This is a genomic window from Pseudomonas sp. OVF7 (assembly GCF_030644265.1).
GTDB lineage: Bacteria > Pseudomonadota > Gammaproteobacteria > Pseudomonadales > Pseudomonadaceae > Aquipseudomonas > Aquipseudomonas gorinensis.
Genome location: NZ_CP128996.1, coordinates 4,861,940 through 4,884,554 on the forward strand (window position 1 = coordinate 4,861,940; position 22,615 = coordinate 4,884,554).

The 22,615-nt window shown below is 62.4% G+C and carries 18 protein-coding genes; 6 read left to right on the forward strand and 12 right to left on the reverse strand.

Annotated features, from left to right (window positions below):
• Positions 1-2 precede the first annotated feature (2 nt).
• Complete coding sequence (iolC, locus tag QU606_RS22055) at positions 3-1,940, reverse strand: 5-dehydro-2-deoxygluconokinase (RefSeq protein WP_069075811.1); 1,938 nt, start codon at positions 1,938-1,940, stop codon at positions 3-5.
• A gap of 283 nt (positions 1,941-2,223) precedes the next feature.
• On the opposite strand from iolC, the gene QU606_RS22060 reads away from it, so the two are divergent.
• Positions 2,224-3,144, forward strand: a complete 921-nt coding sequence (locus QU606_RS22060) for a MurR/RpiR family transcriptional regulator (protein ID WP_304997521.1) — start codon at positions 2,224-2,226, stop codon at positions 3,142-3,144.
• A gap of 213 nt (positions 3,145-3,357) precedes the next feature.
• Here the strand turns inward: QU606_RS22060 and QU606_RS22065 are convergent, their stop codons facing one another.
• Positions 3,358-4,263 (reverse strand): hypothetical protein, encoded by a 906-nt coding sequence (locus QU606_RS22065; RefSeq protein WP_024076029.1) that lies wholly within the window; start codon positions 4,261-4,263, stop codon positions 3,358-3,360.
• A gap of 505 nt (positions 4,264-4,768) precedes the next feature.
• On the opposite strand from QU606_RS22065, the gene QU606_RS22070 reads away from it, so the two are divergent.
• Positions 4,769-5,452 carry a response regulator transcription factor gene (locus tag QU606_RS22070; protein WP_003219726.1) on the forward strand — a complete coding sequence of 228 codons (684 nt, stop codon included), beginning with the start codon at positions 4,769-4,771 and terminating at the stop codon, positions 5,450-5,452.
• The gene (locus tag QU606_RS22075; RefSeq protein ID WP_069075812.1) at positions 5,430-6,824 is read left to right on the forward strand and encodes a HAMP domain-containing sensor histidine kinase; all 1,395 of its coding nucleotides are present in this window, start codon (positions 5,430-5,432) and stop codon (positions 6,822-6,824) included. Before QU606_RS22070 ends, QU606_RS22075 begins: the two co-directional genes overlap by 23 nt.
• A 252-nt stretch (positions 6,825-7,076) precedes the next feature.
• Here the strand turns inward: QU606_RS22075 and QU606_RS22080 are convergent, their stop codons facing one another.
• The 4 genes from QU606_RS22080 to QU606_RS22095 are packed head-to-tail and all read right to left on the reverse strand — an operon-like array spanning position 7,077 to position 11,310.
• Positions 7,077-7,493 (reverse strand): SRPBCC family protein, encoded by a 417-nt coding sequence (locus tag QU606_RS22080; RefSeq protein ID WP_069075789.1) that lies wholly within the window; start codon positions 7,491-7,493, stop codon positions 7,077-7,079.
• A gap of 55 nt (positions 7,494-7,548) precedes the next feature.
• Positions 7,549-8,844, reverse strand: coding sequence for an FAD-binding oxidoreductase (locus QU606_RS22085; protein WP_024076032.1), 1,296 nt, complete (start codon positions 8,842-8,844; stop codon positions 7,549-7,551).
• Positions 8,841-9,929: a polyamine ABC transporter substrate-binding protein gene (locus QU606_RS22090; RefSeq protein ID WP_024076033.1), complete on the reverse strand. Its 1,089-nt coding sequence runs from the start codon at positions 9,927-9,929 to the stop codon at positions 8,841-8,843. Before QU606_RS22090 ends, QU606_RS22085 begins: the two co-directional genes overlap by 4 nt.
• 22 nt (positions 9,930-9,951) lie before the next feature.
• The gene (locus QU606_RS22095; RefSeq protein WP_277379529.1) at positions 9,952-11,310 is read right to left on the reverse strand and encodes a glutamine synthetase family protein; all 1,359 of its coding nucleotides are present in this window, start codon (positions 11,308-11,310) and stop codon (positions 9,952-9,954) included.
• 139 nt (positions 11,311-11,449) lie between these two features.
• Here QU606_RS22095 and QU606_RS22100 point away from each other — a divergent pair, with 139 nt between their 5' ends.
• Positions 11,450-12,346: a helix-turn-helix domain-containing protein gene (locus QU606_RS22100; RefSeq protein WP_069075791.1), complete on the forward strand. Its 897-nt coding sequence runs from the start codon at positions 11,450-11,452 to the stop codon at positions 12,344-12,346.
• A gap of 469 nt (positions 12,347-12,815) precedes the next feature.
• Here QU606_RS22100 and QU606_RS22105 read toward each other — a convergent pair whose 3' ends face one another.
• From QU606_RS22105 to QU606_RS22115, 3 genes are read right to left on the reverse strand one after another with little or no spacing between them, the layout of a single operon-like run.
• A complete protein-coding gene (locus tag QU606_RS22105; RefSeq protein ID WP_069075792.1) occupies positions 12,816-13,919 on the reverse strand; it encodes an acetoin dehydrogenase dihydrolipoyllysine-residue acetyltransferase subunit in 1,104 nt (367 codons plus the stop codon).
• A complete protein-coding gene (locus tag QU606_RS22110) occupies positions 13,916-14,935 on the reverse strand; it encodes an alpha-ketoacid dehydrogenase subunit beta (protein ID WP_304997522.1) in 1,020 nt (339 codons plus the stop codon). Before QU606_RS22110 ends, QU606_RS22105 begins: the two co-directional genes overlap by 4 nt.
• A gap of 39 nt (positions 14,936-14,974) precedes the next feature.
• Positions 14,975-15,952: a thiamine pyrophosphate-dependent dehydrogenase E1 component subunit alpha gene (locus QU606_RS22115; RefSeq protein ID WP_024076038.1), complete on the reverse strand. Its 978-nt coding sequence runs from the start codon at positions 15,950-15,952 to the stop codon at positions 14,975-14,977.
• A 309-nt stretch (positions 15,953-16,261) separates the two neighbouring features.
• On the opposite strand from QU606_RS22115, the gene QU606_RS22120 reads away from it, so the two are divergent.
• Complete coding sequence (locus QU606_RS22120; RefSeq protein ID WP_277379528.1) at positions 16,262-18,121, forward strand: sigma-54-dependent Fis family transcriptional regulator; 1,860 nt, start codon at positions 16,262-16,264, stop codon at positions 18,119-18,121.
• Positions 18,122-18,177: 56 nt separating this feature from the next.
• Here the strand turns inward: QU606_RS22120 and QU606_RS22125 are convergent, their stop codons facing one another.
• Positions 18,178-18,972: an acetoin reductase gene (locus tag QU606_RS22125; protein ID WP_304997523.1), complete on the reverse strand. Its 795-nt coding sequence runs from the start codon at positions 18,970-18,972 to the stop codon at positions 18,178-18,180.
• A 191-nt stretch (positions 18,973-19,163) separates the two neighbouring features.
• Between QU606_RS22125 and QU606_RS22130 the strand changes: the two genes are divergently transcribed.
• On the forward strand, positions 19,164-21,308 hold the full coding sequence (locus tag QU606_RS22130) for a TonB-dependent siderophore receptor (RefSeq protein ID WP_102625782.1): 2,145 nt from the start codon (positions 19,164-19,166) through the stop codon (positions 21,306-21,308).
• A 4-nt stretch (positions 21,309-21,312) separates the two neighbouring features.
• Here the strand turns inward: QU606_RS22130 and QU606_RS22135 are convergent, their stop codons facing one another.
• A complete protein-coding gene (locus QU606_RS22135; RefSeq protein WP_024076042.1) occupies positions 21,313-21,750 on the reverse strand; it encodes a carboxymuconolactone decarboxylase family protein in 438 nt (145 codons plus the stop codon).
• 343 nt (positions 21,751-22,093) lie between these two features.
• Positions 22,094-22,564 (reverse strand): Lrp/AsnC family transcriptional regulator, encoded by a 471-nt coding sequence (locus QU606_RS22140; RefSeq protein ID WP_069075795.1) that lies wholly within the window; start codon positions 22,562-22,564, stop codon positions 22,094-22,096.
• Between the last annotated feature and the right edge of the window lie 51 nt (positions 22,565-22,615).

A 22,615-nucleotide genomic window follows, 5' to 3' on the forward strand; every position in this document is an offset into this window, starting at 1 on the left:
GATCAGGTTCGGGCACTGCGCCAGGCGTCGATGAGTTGTTCGAAGGTCGCCTGGACCTGCTGAATCAACGTCTCATCATCGATCTCCCCCGCCATCCACAAACGACTCGGTTCCTGGAAGATCGTACGGCCCACGGCAAACCCACGGCAGGTGCTGCTCTGACTGGCGTTGCGGAACCCCTCGGCCAGGCTTTCGGCTGACGCATTCAGGCCCAGCAGTACCACGCCACGGCAGTACGGGTCGCGTTCCTGGATCAGCGCATCGAGCTTTTTCCAATCCTCGGCCGGCTGCGCCTCGATCTTCCACCACGCCGGGTAGATACCCAGGTTGTACAGGCGCTTGAGGCTGCGGTAGAGCACGTCCGGGTAGGTGGACGGATGATCCTTGGGCGGGATGACTTCCAGCAGCAGTTCATGACCGCTGACCAGGGATGCCTCATACACTGCCTTGAGCTGGGCTTCCTGTTCCAGGCGCAGCAATGGCTCGTCATCGGGGTGGTATTGCACCAGGCACTTGATGATCTGCTCCTGGGGCCAGGCGATCAGGTTGCTGCCGATCGACCGCCCATGCTCGAACGCCAGGGGCCGCGAGTTCTGCACCTCCACCGGACGCGCGATCCACCAACCACGACCGCTGGCGGCGTTGAGCGCGTCCTGGCCAAAGCGCTGGTCGGCGAGCAGGCCCACATCGGCCGCCACGCCCTGCTCGCGCAGCTTGTGCTCCACCCGCTCCACCGCCTGGATAAACAGCTGCTTGATCGCACTGATGCGCGTCAGGTCCTGCCCACCGCGCTGCGCCAGGTCGACCAATTGCCAGCGGTGGTCGAAGGCGAAAATGAACAGCTGTTTCCACGCCTTGCGGGGCACGCTGACGCGGTGCAGGCGTTGCAGGGTTGCGTCCTGGTCCGGGCGGGTAATCGGTACCGGGCTGTTGAACAGGTAATCCAGTTCGGCCGGCGTCGGCATGGCCGGGGCGCAGGCGTGGCGGGAGACCACCAGGCCGCCGCAGGCATTGGCCAACTGGCTGCAACGCTCGTCGCTGGCGTCGTTCAGCCAACCGCTGAGAAAGCCCGACATAAAGGCATCGCCGGCGCCCAGCACATTGAGCACTTCAACGCGCACGCCGGGGTAGATCGCACCGTCTTCCAGCCGCGCAGGGATCGCACCGTGAATCACCGTGCAACCCTGGGGGCCGAGCTTGACCACCAGGGTCGCCGGGGTCAGTTCGCGCACGGTGCGCAGGGCGGTGAGCAGATCTTCACTGCCACCGGCGATCAGAAATTCTTCTTCCGTACCGACGATCAGGTCGAAGCGCGGCAGGATTTTCTGCACATGCTGGCTGACCTTCTGGTCGGCGACGAAACGGGTCTCGCCATCGGCCTTGCCCGCCAGGCCCCACAGCACCGGACGGTAGTCGATATCCAGCACCCGCTGGACGTTGTGCTTGGCTGCATAGTCCAGGGCCTGGATGCTGGCCTTGTACACGCCGTCGGTGGAGAAATGCGTGCCGGTGATCAGCAACGCCTTGCTGGAGGCGATAAAGGCTTCGTTGATGTCTTCGCCGCGCAGGGCCATGTCGGCGCAGTTTTCACGGTAGAACACCAGGGGGAAGGTCTCGCGGTCCTTGAGGCCGAGCAGCACCAGCGCGGTGAGGCGCTCCGGGTCGACCTTGATGCCGCTGACGTCGCAGCCCTCACGTGCCAGGGACTCCACCAGGAAACGCCCCATATGGTCGTCGCCCACCCGGCTGAGCATGGCCGACTTGAGCCCCAGCCGGGCGGTGCCGAAGGCGATATTGGCGGAGGAACCGCCGAGGTATTTGGCGAAACTGGACACGTCCTCAAGTCGTGCACCGACTTGCTGTGCATAGAGGTCGACGCCCAGGCGCCCGAGGCAAATCAAATCCAATTGACGCCCACTGGCAAAACGAGTCTGGCCCATGCTGGCTCCTGTTATTTTTATCAGCCTGCGTTGTGCCGCCGTAGCGACGGCAAACGCTCTTGGTGGAAGCAGACTAGAACGTTCAGCGCCCTCAATCAATATTTATTCCAGAATTATTTTTAGTGGAATATTTTTTCCAATACGTCAGCATAGGGGCCTGCCAGCCCGCGTGGATCGTTTCAGCAGACCACGGGCCCGGTGATGCCGGGGTATTTTTTTGCGCCTACCTGTAGACTTGCGTCCACCCATCAGCGCACCGAAGAACAAGCCAGAAGGATTGCCCATGTCCCGCACCGATCAGCCGGCCACGCCCGAGACCGCTTCCCAAGACACTCTCGCCAGCCCTCCGATCAATGCCGAACTCTTGTTGCAGCTGATCACCGATGAGTACGAAAGCCTGCCGCGCCAGCTCAAGCGCATTGCCAGTTATATGAGCCAGCAGAGCGACCGGATCATGGTCGACCGCATCAGCGACATCGCCCGCGAATGCGAAGTGCACCCGTCGGCCATCGTGCGGTTCTCCCAGCGCTTCGGCTTCAGTGGGTTCAGTGAGATGCAGGCGCTGTTTCGCGAGGCCTACACCCACAAGACCACGCCGGTGCAGAACTACCAGCAGCGCATCCGCAGCATGATCGCCAACAAGTCGCAGAAAGCCAGTGGCGGTGACCTGGCGCGCGAGTGCGTCAACGCCACCCTTTCGGGGATCGAACGCCTGGGGCTGGAGCTCGATGATGCAGCCTTCGAGAAAGCCGTGGACCTGGTGGTCAACGCTGACAATATCTACGTGGTGGGCGTACGGCGCTCCTTCGCGGTGGCCGATTACCTGGTCTACAACCTGCAACACACCAACAAGCGCATTCACCTGATTTCCGGCCTGGGTGGCAGCTACCGCGAGCAGATGCGCAGCGTACGCGCCAACGACCTGGTGATCGCCATCAGTTTCACCCCCTACGGTAAAGAGACCCAGCACTGCCTGCGCATCGCCCAGCACCACCAGGCCAAGACCCTGATCATCACCGATAGCAACCTCTCGCCCCTGGCCAAGCGGGCGAATGCGGTGCTGCTGGTCAATGAGGGTTCGTCGTTTGCCTTCCGTTCGTTGAGCGCCACCTTGTGCCTGTGCCAGGCGTTATTCATTGCCGTGGCGTATCGACTGGAATTGAAGGTGGACGAAATTCACGAGCAAGTCGGATTCGACGACTGACCATCAAACACCCCAAATCAAATGTGGGAGGGGGCTTGCCCCCGATAGCGGTGTATCAGTCGCCTGATCAGCCGACTGTCACTCTGCCATCGGGAGCAAGCCCCCTCCCACAAATAACCCGGATCAGTGCATGAAGATCGCGATCAGGATGATCACCGGGATCGGCACGCCGAGGAACCACAGAAGTAATGAGCGCATGGTGTTCTCCTTGAATTAACGAACGTAGGTTTCGGTTTCGACGTACACCACGGCATCGCGGCGACGGCCACCAAAGGTCGCGGCGAAGCTGGCAAAGAAGGCGCCGATCAACAGGGCGACAAAGGTCCACAGTGAGGTATAGGCGGCGACTTTGGCGGCCGTATCCGCGGCTTGCTTGGCTTTGAGCTTGGCGTCTTCGACCGCTTTACGGGCATCGCCGTAGACTTTGTCGATACGCGCTTCGGCATCGGCCTGGCTGAGGTTGGTGCGCTGGCTGATCAACTGGGCCAGGTAGGCACGGTCGTCTGCGGCGAGTTGGCCATCATTGCTCAGGGTGCGGGTGAAGATGCGTGCAACCACGCCATGGGCAGCGTCATCACTGACGGCGACCGGGCGATCATCACGAAACAGGCTGTCGACGTAGTAGTCGAAGTCGCCGCCGTTAACGCCTTTGGCTGCACTGCCCGCGGCTTGAGTGATACCGTTGGCCGCGCCTGCTGCCACACTGGCACCGGCTTTTACACCACCGCTCACGACACTGCTGACCGAACCGACCACCAGCACTGCGGTGATCAGCGTGGCGACCGCCCAGGCCAGGAAGCCATGGGCCGTGTCGCGAAAGTACACCTCATCGCCATGCATATTGGCCCACTTCACCCGCAACCGGCCGGCGATGTAGCCGCCCAGGCCCGAGGCGACGATCTGGGTAAAGGCCAGCCAGACAATGGTGGAAATGCCAAGGCCCTTGGCGCTGATACCGCTGTCGGCCCACGGCGACACCGCCGAAAAGCCCAGGCCGAAGCCCAGCAGCACCAGGATCAGGGACAACGCAGCCGCGGCAGCGGCCCCGGCGAAAATCGCCCCCCAGGAAACCCCGGAGAGCGTGCTCGACTCTTGCAGCGTGGATGAGGATGTAATCATTGTTGTTCAGCTCCCGGCAGGAAATTAAGTGTTACAAGTCTCAAAAGGGACAGTGCAGCCAGCGTGCCAGGCAGTTGGAAAAATAAAATTCATAGTTTTCAAACAGTTAACAAAATTGAACTCCCTTGAACCATGCAACTTGCAATAAATGACTGTTTCAGGCGGGCGTTATGCATTCCCTGTGGGAGGGGCTGGCCCTAATGCCAACGTACAGCCGCTTGTGTAGGAGCGAGGGGGACGCCTAGTTCTTGCTCGCGAAGAACCTCAACGATAACGCGTGTTTCCTGAATCAACGCGGCGCCCGTGAGTTTTTCGCGAGCAAGCTCGCTCCTACAAAAATGCCTTGACCGACTGGCGTTAGGGCCTTCCCCCCGCCCTCACCGGCCGATGCCAGCCATGAAACTTGTGTCAGTTTTGCCAATATGAAGTTTTATTTAGGAAGCATTCAGCCATTTCTTGGCAAAATGCCCCCACTTCTAGTGTGAATCGCTCACCAGGTAATCCTATGACCCGCATTTTGACTATCGAGGATGACGCCGTAACGGCCCGCGAGATCGTCGCCGAGCTGAGTAGCCATGGACTGGACGTAGATTGGGTGGACAACGGCCGTGAAGGCCTGGTCCGCGCTGTGAGTGGTGATTACGATCTGATCACCCTCGACCGTATGCTGCCGGAACTCGATGGCCTGGCCATCGTCACCACCCTGCGCACCATCGGCGTGTCGACACCGATCCTGATGATCAGCGCGCTTTCCGATGTGGACGAACGCGTGCGCGGCCTGCGCGCCGGTGGCGACGACTACCTGACCAAACCCTTCGCCTCCGACGAAATGGCCGCCCGCGTCGAGGTGCTGCTGCGACGCAAAAGCACGGTCAAGGAATTTGAAACCGCGTTGCGGGTGGCAGACCTCGAACTCAACCTGATCAGCCGTGAAGCCAGCCGCGCCGAGCAACCCCTGAGCCTGCTGCCCACCGAATACAAACTGCTGGAATTCCTGATGCGCAACACCGGGCAGATCCTGTCGCGGATGATGATCTTCGAGGAAGTCTGGGGTTATCACTTCGACCCGGGCACCAACCTGATCGATGTCCACATCGGTCGCCTGCGCAAGAAAATCGATCCACCGGGCCTCACGCCGCTGATCCGCACGGTACGAGGTTCCGGTTATGTCATTGCTGAACCCCTCTAAGGGCTGGCGTTCTTCCAGCAGCCGCTTGCTGGCGCTGTACAGTTCGCTGTTCGTGGCCTGGAGTTGCATCCTCATGGGGGTGCTGTACTACGAGGTGTCGGGTTACCTGGGCGACCTGTCGCGCCATTCGCTGATGCAGCGCCAGCATCTGTTCCAACGCTTCGATGGCGAAGAACTGGTCGAAGCCCTGACCACCAGCATGACCTTCGACATGAAGGGCGTGGACGCCTATGGCCTGTTCGACGAGCAATTTCGCCCGTTGAGCGGACCGATCCGCGCGATCCCGCCAGACCTGCCGAGGGACGGCAAGATCCACGCCCTGGTCAATTGCGTTGACTCTGACGACCCGAAACTGCCCAAGGACAGCTGCGACGCCGTGGTGACCCATACCGACGACGGCCGCTGGCTGGTGCTGGTGCGCGCCAACGGTTCGCTGTTCGGCGTGACCCGGATCATCTGGCATGCGTTGTTGTGGGCGCTGTCCCTGACCATCATCCCCGGCGCGGCCGGCTGGCACCTGTTGCGCCGCCGCCCGTTACGGCGAATTCGCGGGATCCAGGCCAGCGCCGAAGCCATCGTCGCCGGCGACCTCACCCACCGTTTGCCGCTGTCGAATCGGCGTGACGAGCTCGATATGCTCGCCGCCATCGTCAACGCCATGCTCGACCGTATCGAGAAGCTGATGAACGAGGTCAAGGGCGTGTGCGACAACATCGCCCACGACCTGCGCACCCCGCTGACCCGCCTGCGGGCGCAGCTCTACCGTATCCGGCAGGAGGCAGAGAAAGACTCGGGCTACGCCGTGAAACTGGACGACGCGATTGCCGAGACCGATACCCTGATGGCGCGCTTTCGCGGGCTGTTGCGCATCTCGGAACTGGAAGACCACCAGCGCCGCTCCGGCTTCCTGGTGATGGACCCCCTGCCCCTGTTACGCGAACTGCATGACTTCTACCTGCCCTTGGCCGAGGAAGGCGAATTGCACCTCAGGCTGGATGTTCCGGAGTCCCTGCCGTGGATCACCGGCGACCGTGCCCTGTTGTTCGAGGCCCTGTCCAACTTGCTGAGCAACTCGATCAAGTTCTCCCCACCGGGTGGCGAAGTGATTTTGCGCGGGCTCAATGACGCCGGCAGCACACGCATCGAAGTGCACGACTCCGGGCCAGGCATACCGGCAGCGGAGCGTGATGCGGTGTTCCAACGTTTCTATCGCGTGGACGAAGGCGACCAGCGAGGAGGCTTCGGGCTGGGCTTGTCGATTGTCGCGGCGATCATCAACTTGCATGGGTTCAAGTTGGAAGTCGGTACCAGCGAGCAAGGCGGTGCGCGCCTGGTCCTTGAATGCCGCCAGCAGCTGATGCCCGAAGCCTGAGAGCCTGTGGGAGATTCCCCTCCCTGTGGCGAGGGGGCTTGTTGTGGCGAGCGTGCTTGTTGTGGCTAGCGGACCTGTTGTGGTGAGCGGGCTTGTTGTGGCGAGCGGGCTTGCCCCGCGTTGGGGCGCGTAGCGGCCCTAAAACCAGTCTCCCGGTTCTACCAGAAGAAATGCGGTGGCCTTATTGGGGGCTGCTTCGCAGCCCAACGCGGGGCAAGCCCGCTCGCCACAGCGCTCCTCTGATAGAGCGGATCAGCCAGGGAAATTCGCCCGCAACGCCTCGACCCCACCTTTGTAAACCCCGGCAAACAACGCTTCCACCGCGGCATCCGTGGTACCCGCCGCCGGGGTAAACACGCCCGACCAGGTCACCTTGGCCGACGACTCCGTCAGCGCCTCGACCTGCAGCGTCGACAGGTACGCACTCACCGGAAATGGCGACTGTTCAATCGTATAGCTGTAGGTGCGCGCCACGTTATCGAAAGTCTGCAAACGCTCGACCACCACGCCGCCGTCAGCGGTTTGCAGGTGACGTAGGCGGCCGCCTTCACCGAGCTCGCTCTTGGTGATCAGCGGCAGCCAGTCCGGCAGGCTGTTGAAGCCACCCACTAGCTGCCAGACCTGATCGGCCGATACCGGAATTTCAATTACTGCGGCTGCTTTTGGCACGGTAAATCTCCAGAAGTCATAGGAAAACGTCGCCCAGACTGCCACGCCCTGCACGTCAATGCATCAATTCCCTCAACCGATACCACAACATCCCCAGTGCCAGCAGCGGCGAACGCAATGCCTTGCCGCCGGGGAAGGTCATGTGGGGCACCTGGCTGAAAATATCCAGGCCTGGGCTTGTACCGGCGTGAATGCCTTCGGCCAGCAGTCGCGCGCACCAATGGGTGACGTTCAGCCCATGCCCGGAATACCCCTGGGCGTAGAACACGTTGGGGTACTGCTTCAAGCGCCCGACCTGCGGGAAGCGGTTGGCGGTAATACCGATCTTGCCGCCCCATTGGAACTCGATGGCGGTGGTGGCCAGCTGTGGGAACACCTTGAGCATTTTCGGCCGCATATAGGCCGCGATGTCCACCGGATCGCGTCCGGAGTAATGGCAAGCGCCACCGAACAACAGGCGACGATCTGCGGATAGCCGGTAGTAATCCAGGCCGACTTTCTGGTCGCACAGCGCCAGGTTCTGTGGGATCAGTTGACGGGCCAGCGCCGGCGACAACGGCTCAGTGGCGATGATGTAGCTGCCAGCGGGCAGCACCTTGCCACTCAAGCGCGGCTCCAGTTCTTCCAGATGTGCATTGCACGCCAGCACCAGGTTGGCAGCACGCACCGTGCCGGCGGCGCAACGCACCTTAACCGTGTCGCCGTGGATCAGTTCCACCACCTCGGTGTGTTCAAAGATCTGCACGCCGAGGGACTCGGCGACCTTCGCCTCACCCAGCACCAGATTGAGTGGGTGCAAATGCCCGGACCCCATGTCCACCAGGCCACCGGCATAGACCGTCGAACCCACCACCTGTTGTATATCCAGAGGGCCCACCAGGCGGGTTTCATGGGCATACCCCAATGCCGCCAGGTGCTCCTGCTCGCCGTTGAACGCAGCAAACTGCGCCGGGGTATTGGCCAGTTCACAAAAGCCCCAGCGCAAGTCGCAGTCGATGCCGTGCTCGATAATGCGTTCACCCACCAACGCCACCGAATCGATCCCGGCACGCTCCAGGTAACGCACGCCCTCCTCGCCCACGTACTTGGCAAACCCCGCCACGTCATGGCCGATACCGCGAATCAACTGCCCGCCATTACGCCCGCTGGCGCCCCAACCGATGCGTCGGGCCTCCAGCAGGATCACCGAGAGCCCGCGCTGCGCCAGCTCGATGGCCGTGTTGACGCCAGTGAACCCGCCGCCGATCACACACACGTCGGCGGTCAAGTCGGCGCCCAGTGAAGGGCGCTCGACAACCGCGTTGGCCGTGGCTCGGTAATAGGAACGGGCGTGGTCACGGGACTGCGTCATTTATTGGTCTTCACTTTGCTCCACGCGCGGGTCATCAGGCGCATGGTCGCCGGGGTCGGCGTGGTGGAAATATAGAGTTTGTCGAGGACTTCCTGGGACGGATACACCTCAGGGTTGTTCACCAGTTCCGGGTCCATGAACGCCTTCGCCGCCGGGTTGGCGTTGGCATAGCCGACCGAGGCACTGACCTTGGCAATCACTTCGGGATCCAGCAGGTAGTTGATAAACGCGTGGGCTTCTTTCGGGTTGCTCGCATCGGCCGGAATGGCCAGCAGGTCAAACCACAGGTTGGAGCCTTCCTTGGGAATCGAGTAGGCAATGTTCACCCCGTTCTTGGCTTCCTTGGCGCGGTTGGCGGCCTGGAATACGTCGCCGGAATAACCAAAGGCTACGCAGATATCACCGTTGGCCAAGTCCGAGATGTACTTGGAAGAATGGAAGTAGGTGATGTAGGGGCGCAGCGTCAGCAACTTGGCCTCGGCTTCCTGGTAGTCCTTGGGATTCTCGCTGCGGGGGTCCTTGCCCATGTAATTGAGGATCGCCGGGAACAGCTCGTCCGCCGAATCAAGGAAGGCCACGCCGCACTGGTTGAGCTTCTTGAGGTTCTCCGGCTCGAACAGTACCGCCCACGAATCGATATGGTCGATGCCCAGCACCTGCTTGACCTTGTCGACGTTATAGCCGATGCCATTGGTGCCCCACAGGTACGGCACCGAGTGCGCGTTGCCGGGGTCGTTTTTCTCCAGCAGCTTGAGCAGCTTGGGGTCGAGGTTCTTGAAGTTGGGCAACTGCGCACGGTCCAGCTTGAGGAACGCACCGGCCTTCACCTGGCGCGCGAGGAAGTGGTTGGACGGCACCACCACGTCATACCCGGTGCGCCCCGCCAGCAACTTGCCCTCCAGGGTTTCGTTGGAGTCGAACACGTCGTAGATCACCTTGATCCCCGTCTTGGCCTGGAAATCGGCCAGGGTGGTTTCGCCGATGTAGTCGGTCCAGTTGTAGACGCTGACGGTTGGCGCCGCCTGGCTGGCACTGCTGAACGCCGCCACCAGGGCCAGCGGGAGAAGCTTTTTCACGAGACGCATATCGACACCCCTTTATGATTATTTAGACGCTCAACAACAGGAACTCACGCTCCCAGGAACTGATCACCCGCTTGAAATTCTCATGTTCGGCGCGTTTGACCGCGACGTAGCCACGCACGAACTTGTCGCCCAGGTACTGCTTGACCGTCGCGCACTCCTCCATGCGCACCAGGGCGTCTTCGAGGGTGATGGGCAGGCGCAGGTTGCGCCGCTCGTAGGCGCGGCCCTCCACCGGGGCGCTGGGTTCGATCCGTTCGATCATGCCCAGGTAGCCACACAGCAGGCTGGCGGCGATCGCAAGGTAAGGGTTGGCATCCGCGCCGGGCAGACGGTTTTCCACGCGCATGGCGTCGGGGTTCGAGGTGGGCACGCGCAGGCCGACCGTGCGGTTTTCTTCGCCCCACTCCACATTGACCGGTGCCGATGTGTCCGGCAAAAAGCGGCGGAACGAGTTCACGTTCGGCGCGAACATCGGCAACAGCTTGGGGATGTACTTCTGCAACCCGCCAATGTGATGCAGGAACAGTTGGCTCATCTTGCCGTCGACGTCGACAAACACCGGCTTGCCCGTGGCGATCTCCACCACGCTCTGGTGCAGGTGCATGGCGCTGCCCGGCTCATCGGCCACGGGCTTGGCCATGAAGGTCGCGGCCACATTGTGCTTGAGCGCGGCCTCGCGCAGGGTGCGCTTGAACACGGTGATCTGGTCAGCAAGGTCCAACGCGTCGCCATGGCGGAAGTTGATTTCCATCTGCGCCGGGCCGTCTTCGTGGATCAGCGTATCGAGGTCCAGGCCCTGGGCTTCGCACCAGTCATAGACGTCCTCGAACAGCGGGTCGAACTCGTTGGCCGCGTCGATGGAAAACGACTGCCGACCGGTCTCGGCACGGCCGGAACGGCCCACCGGGGTTTTCAGCGGCAGGTCCGGGTCTTCGCAGCGCTGAGTCAGGTAGAACTCCATTTCCGGCGCGACAATCGGCTGCCAGCCTTGCTCGGTATAGAGCTGCAGGACCTTCTTGAGCACATTGCGCGGCGACAGTTCGATGGGGTTACCCTGTTTGTCGAAGGTGTCGTGGATCACGATGGCGGTGGGTTCAATCGCCCACGGCACCACATAGGTGGCATTGGCCACCGGGCGGCAGACCATGTCGATGTCGGCCGGGTCGAGCAGGTCGTAGTAGATATCGTCGTCGACAAAGTCCCCGGTTACCGTTTGCAGCAACACACTTTCCGGCAGGCGCATGCCTCGCTCATGCAGGAACTTGTTGGTGGGTGCGATCTTGCCGCGTGCAATGCCAGTCAAATCACTGATCACGCATTCGACCTCGGTAATCTTGTGTTCTTTCAGCCAGGCGGACAGCTGATCGAAGGGGGCGTTCATAAGGACCTCGTCATGGGTGGAGTGCTGCGCCGGCTTGTACTCCTGGCGCATTGAGGTCTATCTTGGGCCAGCCGTCGAACGGCATCTATCCACTTTGCACGAACCACAACGCACCAATAGAGTGCGTACGGATCACCCCATGACACAGGCAACCGCCTTGCGCGTACAGGCCTTCACCACCGGTGATGTGGCCGCTCAATGCCGTGCGACACCCGGCTGGGTACAGCAGTACCAGCAGATGTCCCCGGGGCATTTCGCCGGCCGTATCCGCTACCTCGACCTGCAAGGCGTCGAGGTCTACGAAGAGTGCATGAACACCCGTGTGGAGCAGCATTTCAATGCGCCGCCGGGGTCCCTGGCGTTCTGTTTCGATGGCAGCGACAACGCGCTGTACCTGCTGAATGGTGAAAGCCGCAACACGTGGATCACCCCGGAGAACTACCGTGAAGTGGCGGTGGTGTTCGGCCCGCAGTTCGTGCAGCGCCATGGGCTGGATGTGGCGAAACTCGAAGGGCTGTTCATGGCGCCGCTGCTCTGCCAACAGAATGCATTGTTCAGTCGCTGGCTCAGTGGAACCCTGACGCGCTTGTCCAGCACGATCGACCCGGCCAGCCGCGACACCCTCACCCAACAGTTGCTCGACGATTGCCTGTTCATTCTCGATAACGCATGCGTGTGCCTGGACCGCAGTTCATTGCAGCGGCGCAGCCAAGAACGCCAGTTGATGGCACGCATTGGCGAATGGGCAGCGGATGCACCCGATGAAAGCGTCAACCTGCTGGAACTGGCGCGTATCGCCGGCGTGCCGCTGCGCCAGTTGCAGCAGGGCTTCAAGACCTACACCGGGATGAGCCCGGCGCAGTGGTTGCGCTTGCGGCGCTTGAACGGCGCGCGGCGGGAGTTGTTGAGCGGTAGCGGAACGACCGTGGCCGAAGTGGCGATGAACTGGTCGTTCTGGCATTTGGGGCGGTTCTCTAACAGCTATAGAGCGCTGTTCAAGGAACTGCCGAGCGAGACCCTCAAGCGCTCACTTTGAAATGCATTCGACAATGTGGGAGGTCTCACTAAATCCCCGACTTAGCACTGTCGCACAGCAAACTAGAGCCTTGTGGCGAGCGGGCTGGTTGTGGCGAGCGGGCTTGCCCCGCGTTGGGCTGCGCAGCAGCCCCAAAACCAGTCTCTGCGGAATATCTGGTACACCGCATTCGTCCTTCATTGGGGCCGCTTCGCAGCCCAACGCGGGGCAAGCCCTAATGCCGTTCAGTTAAGCGGACATCGCCTTCTGTAGGAGCGAGCTTGCTCGCGAAAAACGTCAACGATAACGCGTGTTTCCTGAATGAACGCGGCGTCTGTGAGTTCTTCGCGAGCAAGCTCGCTCCTACAAAAAAACCTTAACTGAACGGCATTAGGGCAAGCCCGCTCGCCACAACAAGCCCGCTCGCCACAGGGGGGTCAGTTTGCTGCGCGATAGCGCTGTCGTGAGGCCTCCCACATTGGGTTCGCTATCAGGCTTGGGAGTTGAGGAAGGCTGCCATCAACTGGTTCACCCGCTCCGCCGCCTCCAACTGCACCATATGCCCCTGCCCCGGCAATATCTCCACCTGGGCCTCCAGCCCCTGGGCATGGCTGGCCGGGATGATTGCATCGTCATCGCCCCAGATCACCAGGCTCGGCTGCTGCCCCACCACGTTGCGCAGATCCAGGCGCTGCCGCCCGCCATCGAACAGCTGGGCATTGAGTTGGCGTAATGCCTGGTCCACGCCTTCGAGGCGCTTGAACTTGAGCATGTCCTCCAGCATCTGCCGCGTGACCAGTGCCGGGTCGCTGAACAGTTGCACCAACTGCGGCTTGAGCGCGTTGCGGTTGTTGGCCTCGGTAAACCCTTGCAGGTAGTCCCCGTTGATCGCTTCACCCAGCCCGGCGCTGGCAATCAGGGTCAGCGAGGCGACCCGCGCCGGCGCTTGCCGCGCCACTGTCAGGCTGACCAACCCACCCATGGAGTGCCCGGCCAGGTGCACGCGGTCGAGTTCAAGGTGATCGAGCAACGCCAGCAGCGCCTGGCTCAACTCGTCGGCGTCGCCATTTTGCAGGGCCTTGCCCGACTCGCCGTGCCCCGGCAGGTCCAGGGCGATCACCCGCCGCTCGGCGGCCAGGGCCGGGTGATTGAACAGCCAGTTGTTCAAGTCGCCGCCAAAGCCATGCACCAGCACCAGCGGCGTGCCGCCCTCGCCGAGGTCGAGGTAGCGCAGCAGGCGCCCGCCCACCTCGACTTTCTGCGCGCGGGGCCCCGAGGCTTCCGCCTCGGCCGCACTGGACACGAACCCGGCCTGGAAGCCTTCGATCACCGCGTCAATCTCGGCTTCCGTGGCCTCGCCCTCCACCACGATCCCGAGCAACGCCCCCACCGGCAAGGTCTCGTCGCTCAGCGCCAGCACCCGGCGCAGCACCCCGCTGAACGGCGCCTCGACACTGCTGGAAATCTTGTCGGTCTCCACATCCAGCACTTCCTCCCCCTTCTCCACCGAGTCGCCGGGTTGTTTCAGCCACACATCAATGCGGCCCTCGGTCATCGACAACCCCCACTTGGGCATGGTCAAGGTATGGATCATGCGGCAGTCCTCTTGTCGGCGATCTTCAGCACAGCCGCCTCGATCTTCGCGGCATTGGGGATGTACAGGTCTTCCAGCGCATCGGAGAACGGCACCGGTGTGTGTGGCGCGGTGACCATTTCGATGGGCGCGCGCAGGAACGAAAACCCGCGCTGTGCAACCAAGGCGCTGATATCGGTGGCGATGGAGCAACGTGGGTTGGATTCGTCGATCACCACCAGGCGCCCGGTTTTCTCCACGCTTTCGAGGATGCTGTCTTCGTCCAGCGGGCTGGTGGTGCGCAGGTCCAAGACTTCGCAGTCGATACCCTGGCGCGCCAGGTTGGCCGCGGCTTCCAGGGCGATATGCAGCATGCGCCCGTAGGTCACCAGGGTGACGTCATTGCCTTCGCGTACAAAGTTGGCTTCGCCAAAAGGTACGGTGTACAGCTCTTCCGGCACCTCGCCCTGCAGGCTGTAGAGCATTTTGTGCTCGAGGAAGATCACCGGGTCGTTGTCGCGGATCGCCTGGATCAGCATGCCCTTGGCATCATACGGCGTGGCCGGGCACACCACCTTGAGGCCGGGGATGTGCGTCCACATCGAGGTGAGCATCTGCGAATGCTGGGCCGCGGCGCGCAGGCCGGCGCCGTACATGGCGCGCACCACCAGCGGCGTGGTGGTCTTGCCACCGAACATATAGCGAAACTTGGCGGCCTGGTTGAGCAACTGGTCGAGGCAGCAGCCGATAAAGTCGACGAACATCAATTCGCACACCGGGCGCATGCCGCGGGTCGCCGCGCCGACCGCCATGCCGACGTAGCCGACTTCGGACAATGGCGCATCGAGTACGCGGTCGGGAAACTGCGGGTACAGGCCCTTGGTCACGCCGAGCACGCCCCCCCAGGCATCCTGCTCGCCGGGGGAACCGGTGCCGCCGGAGACGTCCTGGCCGATGATGAACACACTCTGGTCCCGGCGCATTTCCTGGGCCAGGGCTTCGTTGATAGCTTGCTGATAACTGATTTTGCGAGCCATGACGGTCTCTCCACGAATTGTTTTTGTAGTGGGTGGCGATTAGCGGTAAGCCACGTAGACATCGCTGAGCAGGTCGGCGGCCTGGGGCTTGGGATCGGACTTGGCCAGGCGCACGGCGTCTTCGATCAGTTGTGCGACCTCTGCGTCGATGCGCTCGAATTGCGCCGCATCGAGCCAGCCTTCGGCGTTGCAGCGTTGACGAAACAGCGCCAGGCAATCGTGGGATTCGCGCAGGTTCTTGACTTCATCCGGGCCGCGATAGGTTTGCGCATCGCCTTCGAAATGGCCGTAGAAACGGCTCAGCTTGACCTCCACCAGGGTCGGCCCCTGGCCATTGCGTGCGCGCTCCACGGCCACGCCAAGGGCTGCGTGCACGGCGAAGAAATCATTGCCATCGACAATCACCCCCGGCATGCCAAAGCCCACGGCGCGCTCGGCAATGTCCTTGCACGCCACCGACCAGCCTGAACCGGTGGCTTCGGCATAGCCGTTGTTTTCCGCGACGAACAGGCACGGCAGCTTCATGATCGAGGCCAGGTTCATGGCTTCGAACACCGCCCCCTCGTTGGAGCCGCCGTCGCCGAAAAACGCCACGGCCACACCCTGGCTGCCCTTGAGCTTGGAGGCCAGCGCCGCACCGGCCGCCAACGGCGCACCGGCACCGACAATGCCGTTGGCGCCGAGCATGCCTTTCTCCTGGTCGGCGATGTGCATGGAGCCGCCCTTGCCGCCGCACACGCCGGTTTTCTTGCCGTAGATCTCGGCCATCATGCCGAACACATCCACGCCCTTGGCGATGCAATGGCCGTGGCCACGGTGGTTGGAGGCGATGCAATCTTCATCGTTGAGGTGCGCCATCACTCCCGCTGCGCTGGCTTCCTGGCCGGCATACAGGTGCACGAAACCGGGGATCTCGCCGGTGGCGAATTCCACATGCAGGCGTTCTTCGAAATCACGGATGGTGCGCATCACGGTGTAGGCATGCAGCAATTGATCGGTGGACAGGTGAGTGGACATCTTGTTGTTCTCCAGGTTGTCTCGACACACAAAAGGCTGGCAGCGGCCAGCTGCAACCTGCTCAGCACAGCCTGTGCCAAGGCGCGAAAAAACCGCGCAAAGCCTTGATCCAGAGCAGTGCCCCGCGGTTGTGCGGCGACACCCCCGAGCCGCAAAATGAGACGGGCCATTGCAACCTGCCCGCGGTGTCTCAGCCCGAATGAGACGCTGCGTCTCACGCCGGGCAGTTGGTCAGGCCGCCCTTGTCCCTCTGCGCACATGCGCGCTTAATGGCGGGCATAACAACAAAGATCGAGAACCGGAGGCCTTATGCTCGCCGCGAACTCCAAGGACCATGTCGACTGCGTCAGTCGCGTGGTGCGCAATGCCGATCGCCTGCCCCAGGCGCCAGTGCCGTCACTCATTTTCGATTCGTGGCGGCGCTCCATGGAACAACACCACCTCGACCCTGGCTCACTGCAAGGCCCGCGCATCCTCAGCGAACCACGCCTCAAGGAATGCCGCGAGCGCGCCGAGCTGTTCATGCGCATCGCCAGCGAGGCCGTCGGTCAGCTGCACCACCGTGTGCGCCAGGCCGACTACTGTGTGATGCTCACCGACGCCCAGGGCCAGACCATCGACCACCGCGTGGACACGGCCATTCGCAGCGATTGCCGCAAGGCCGGCCTGTACCTGGGCACCTGCTGGTCGGAAGCCGAGGAAGGCACGTGTGGCGTGGCCACCGTCCTCACCAGCAAGGCGGCGGTCACGGTGCACAAGCGCGATCACTTCCGTGCAGCCTTTATCAGCCTGACCTGCTCCGCCGCGCCGATCTTCGACCCCCAGGGCAACCTGCTGGGGGTGATGGACGCCTCGGCGCTCAAGTCCCCGGATGACCGGCGCAGCCAGCACCTGGTGCGGCAGATGGTGGCGCAGAGCGCCCAGGCCATCGAGAACGCCTTCTTCATGCACAGCGCCCGCCAGCACTGGGTGCTCCAGGCCCACAGCACGCCAGGGTATGTCGACAGCCAGCCCGACCTGTTGCTGGCCTGGGACCAGGACGGCCGCCTGCATGCCCTCAACAGCAAAGCGCGTCAGGCACTGCGGCTGCGCTTTGGCCAAGTGCCGGAGCATATCGGCGAGGTTTTCGACCTGGACGCCTTGCACGCCGTCACCGATCAATCGACCCAGCAGTTGAACTGGCTCGGCGAACCTGGCGCGTTACATGTGCGGGTCAACCCACCCCGACGCAAACCGGCGCGGGTGGTTGCAAACACCCAGGTCGACCCGCGCGTGGAAGAACACCTGCGCCTGGCTGTGCGCGTGAAGGACCGTAACCTGCCGGTGCTGGTGCAAGGTGAAACCGGTGCGGGCAAGGAGGTTTTCGCCCGCCAGTTGCATGAGCGCAGTGCGCGCCGCGAGGGACCGTTCGTGGCAGTGAACTGCGCGGCGATCCCGGAAAACCTCATCGAAAGCGAGCTGTTCGGCTACGTGGCCGGTGCCTTTACCGGCGCCTCCAGCAAAGGCATGCCGGGGTTACTGGTGCAGGCCGATGGCGGCACGCTGTTTCTCGATGAAATTGGCGACATGCCGCTGGCCCTGCAGACCCGCTTGCTGCGGGTCATGGCCGAAGGTGAAGTGGCCCCGCTGGGCGCCGCGAAAACCCGCGCAGTGAATATCCAAGTGATCTGCGCCAGCCACCGTGACCTGGCCGCGCTGGTGAGCGAGGGGCGGTTTCGCGAGGACCTGTACTTTCGCCTGGGTTGTGCGCGCTTCTGCCTGCCGCCCCTGCGCGAACGCAGTGACAAGCTGGCCTTGATCAACCGGCTGGTGACCCAGGAAGCCCGCGGCGGTGGCATCTCGGTGGGCATCGCCCCGGCCGCGCTGGAGTTGCTGCTGGGCTATGCCTGGCCGGGCAATGTGCGGCAACTGCGCCATGTACTGGCGTATGCCTGTGCGGTGTGCGAGGGCGGTACGATCCAGCTGGCGGATTTACCCGTGGAAGTGCGCGGCGAGCGGGCCGAGGCCGATGTGCAAGCCCCTGTCAGCCCGGAGCGCCAGGTGGTGCTGGATGCGTTGATTCGGCATCGCTGGAAGCCATTACCGACGGCGCAGGCATTGGGGATTTCCAGAGCGACACTCTACCGACGCGTCAACCAGTTGGGCATCGACATGCCGGGCAAACACTGAACCTGTGGGAGGGGCTTGCCCCCCTCCCACACCGGACCGATGCAGACCCCGAGGTATCAGCGGTAGACCAGGCCACCATCGATCAACGGGGACTGCCCGGTCATGTAATCCGCATCCGGCCCCGCCAGGTAAGCCACCAGCCCCGCCACATCCTCTGGGGTTTCCGCACGGCCCAGGGCGATGCCGTCCACGTACTTCTTGTAGGTGGCCCCCACCTCGGCACCAGTGATCTCGGCCATGCGCTTGTCGATCTCGACCCACATGTCCGTGCCCACCACACCGGGGCAATATGCGTTGACCGTAATCCCGACGCTGGCCAGTTCCTTGGCTGCCGCCTGGGTCAAGGCGCGCACGGCGAACTTGGTCGCCGAGTACACGCCAAGCAGGGCGAAACCTTCATGCCCAGCAATCGAGCAGGCGTTGATGATCTTGCCCTTCTGCTTGAGCGCCTTGAATTTATTGCCGGCCGCCTGGATGCCCCACAACACCCCCTGCACGTTGATGCCCAGGGTGCGTTCGACCTGTTCCGGGGTCACGTCCAACAGCGAATCGATCTGCGCCACCCCGGCGTTGTTGACGATGATGTCGAAGCCACCCAGGGTCCGGTGCGCGTGCTCCACGGCCGCCACCACCTGCTCGCGCTTGGACACATCAGCGATGAACACCGAAGCCTTGCGCCCCAGGGCCACCACTTCGGCGGCTACCGCTTCAAGCTTGGCGCCATTGATGTCGACCAGGGCGATATCCGCACCGTCCCGTGCCAGGCGCAAGGCGATGGCTCGGCCAATGCCTTGCCCGGCGCCGGTCACCAGCGCAACTTTTCCAGCGATGACTTTTCCAGCAGTACTCATGACGAACTCCTGCAATGATCAGAGAAGCCTCGTCTATCGCAGGTCCGCGCCGCAGCTGTCGAGCCGCGAGTGGATCGACGTGCGGGCTGAGACGCGATGTCTCAGCCCGCGCCTGGCCTGAACGCTTGTAAAACCGCGCCGTTATGCCTAGCTTATGCGCCCCTCGCCCCGCGCTTCTAAGGCCCTGCCCCATGGTTTTGCGTTTTCGCCCCGTCGTCACTTCCCGCTTCGCCCTCGGCTTGCTGCTCAGCGGCGGTATTGGCAACAGCCTGGCGGCGGAGATCGAACTGCCGGCGGTGAACGTCCAGGGCCAGGACGAGTCCGGTTATCGCAGTGAAACTGCCGCCGTCGGCGGCTTCAATGACGCACCGCTACTGGACACCCCGGCCTCGATCACGGTGATCAACGCCGCGCTGATCAAGGACCAGCAAGCCCGCCTGCTCAGTGAAGTGCTGCGCAACGATGCCTCGGTGGGCGACAGCTATGCGCCGATCGGCTATTACGAAAACTTCGTGGTGCGCGGCTTCTCGCTGAATGCCGCAAGCAGCTACAAGATCAATGGGCGCACCATCACCGGCGAACAGAACGTCGCCCTGGAAAACAAGCAGCAAGTGGAAGTGCTCAAGGGCCTGGCCGGCCTGCAAAGTGGGATTTCCGAGCCCAGCGGCGTGATCAACTACGTGACCAAGCGCCCGGAAGACGTACGCTCGGTGACGGTCTCCACCGACGATCGCGGCAGCGGCTATCTCGCCACCGATGTCGGCGGCTGGTTTGGCAGCGAGCAGCAATTGGGCCTGCGCGCCAACGTCGCCCATGAAGACCTCAACTCCTACGTGGAGCATGCCGACGGCCAGCGGGATTTTGTGTCCCTGGCCTTCGACTGGAACATCAGCCCCGACGCGGTGCTGCAACTGGATGCGGAGTACCAGAACAAGCAACAACGCTCGGTGCCGGGCTATCAATTGCTCGGCGGTACGCAAGTGCCCCACGACGCCTCGCCGAAAAAACTGCTGGGCCATCAAACCGGTTCCAAGCAGGTCGGCATCGATTCGTTGAACCTCAACGGCACGTTCGAGTACCGCTTCAGCGACCAGTGGAAAGGCAGTGTCAGCGCGGCGCGCAGCAAAGTGGTGATTGATGACTACAGTTCGTTTGCGTGGGGCGGTGCCACGACCGGCCTCGGTAACTATTTCACCCCCGAAGGCAACTACGACGTCTACGACTACCGCAGCCCCGACGACACCCGCCGTGACGATGAAGTCCAGGCGGCGATGACCGGCATGTTCGACACCGCAGGCATCGGCCATGAACTGACCTTCGGCACCAGCGCATTTCGCCGGGTGATCGACAAGCGTAAGTTCGTCAACGAGTACATCGGCACGACCAATATCGACGAGGATGCGCCGAGCTTCACGCCCACCGACAAACCGTTGAACGCCCGCCATCGCAACCTCGACAGCCGCCAGTACGGCGTGTTCGTCACCGACCGCCTCCGCTTCAATGAGCACTGGCAAACCATCCTCGGCGGTCGCGAAGTGCGCCTGGATGAAAAAGCCTTCGACGACAATGGCGACCCGGCGCGCCATACCCAGCAATACGTGTTCCTGCCGCAAGCGTCGCTGATCTACAAACCGGTGGAAGACATTTCGCTGTACACCACCTACAGCAAGGGCTTGTCCCTGGGCGGCACGGCGCCGTGGTTTGCGACCAACCCGGGCGAAACCCTGGCGCCGACCGTGTCGCGGCAGATCGAAGCCGGGGTGAAATACGACTGGCGCCGCATCAGCTTCGCCGCCGCCGTCTTCCAGACGCGCCAGGCCTACCAGTACGCCAAGCCGGATGACGCCGGGGCCTTCACCTATGTGCAACAGGGCGAGCAGAAGAACACTGGCGTGGAATTGTCGGCCAACGGCTGGGCGACCGAGCGCTTGCAGATCGCAACCAGCGTGGCGGCGATTCGTGCACGGGTCAGCGGCAGCGGCACAGCGGCCTACGAAGACCACCAGGCGATCAACGTGCCCAAGCTGCGCGCCAGTGTGTACGCCGATTATGCGTTGCCATGGGTCAATGGCCTGGCGCTGCTCGGCGGCGTGCAATACAGCGCCAAGAAGTACGCCAATCGCACCGGCAATGTCGAAGTCGGGGATTACGCGGTGGTCAACGTCGGCAGCCGCTACAGCACCCGCGTCGACGGGTATGAAACCGTGTTTCGCCTGAGCGTCGACAACCTGTTCGACAAGCGCTACTGGCGCGACGCAGGCGAGTACATGGGCGATGACTACCTGTTCCAGGGCGCGCCGCTGACGGCGCGCCTGAGTGCTACGGTGAACTTCTGATCGCTTATTTGGGCATTTTGCGAAAGCCGACCGCCAGGCGGTTCCAGCTGTTGATCGTGGAGATCGCCACGCTCAGGTCGACCTGTTCCTGAGCGCTGAATTCGGCGGCCAGCGCGTTGTAGTCTTCGTCAGGGGCATGGGTCTGGCTGAGCAGGGTCAGGCTTTCGGCCCAGGCCAGGGCGGCGCGTTCACGCGGGGTGAAGAACGGCGTTTCACGCCAGGCCGACAAGGTGTACAGGCGCCGTTCGGTTTCACCGCCCTTGCGCGCATCGGCGGTGTGCATGTCCAGGCAGAATGCGCAGCCGTTGATCTGGGAAACACGCAGGCGCACCAGCTCCAGCAGCGGCAGCTCGATGGACAGTTTGCCGACGGCAGCTTCCAGGGCGCGCATGGCTTTCATGGCGTCCGGGGAGGCGGTGTAGAAATCGGTACGGGTTTGCATGATGGAACTCCAGGGCGGTGAGGATTGGTGGCTAGGTTAGTCACCGCCGTGGTCGGGAAAAATATCCAATTGCGCAGAAGATCAGGTGACCAATTGTGGGAGCAGGCCGCCCTTATCAAACATAAACAAGTTATTGAATATCAAGGATTAAGATTTCTTCCTGAGTGACCACATTTTTGTGGCAGCGGGCTTGCCCCGCGTTGGGCCGCGAAGCGGCCCCTGACAAAGACACCTGCGCGGTGTCAGGTACGCCTCAGTGGCTGGTTGGGGGGCCGCTTCGCGGCCCAACGCGGGGCAAGCCCGCTCGCCACAACAGCCCTCCCACACACGCCCCCAAAAAGCACTACCCCGGCAACGGCATCACGCGCAGCGGCCGCACCGATTTGTAGGAAAAGCTCGAGTAAATCTCCTTCACGCAGGGCAGCGTCTGTAACACTTCCCGCGCGAACTCGCCGAATGACTCCAGGTCTTTGGCCACCACCTCCAACAGGAAGTCATAACGCCCCGACACGTTATGGCACGCCACGATTTCCGGTATCGCCAACAGCCGCTGCTCGAAGGCGCGGGCGATTTCCTGGGTGTGGCTCTCCATCATGATGCTGACAAACGCGGTTACGCCATAGCCCAGGGCCTTGGGCGACAGGATCGCCTGGTAGCCGCTGATCACCCCGCTCTCTTCCAGGTGCCGGACCCGGCGCCAGCACGGCGAAGTGGTGAGCGCGACGCGGTCGGCCAGTTCGGCCACGGTCAGGCGGGCATTGCCTTGCAATGCGTTTAAAAGGGCTTTGTCGGTGCGGTCCAGACTGACGGGCATAACGTGCCTCTGATCATTATTTTTATGGATGTTTCGTCCCATAACCCGGGA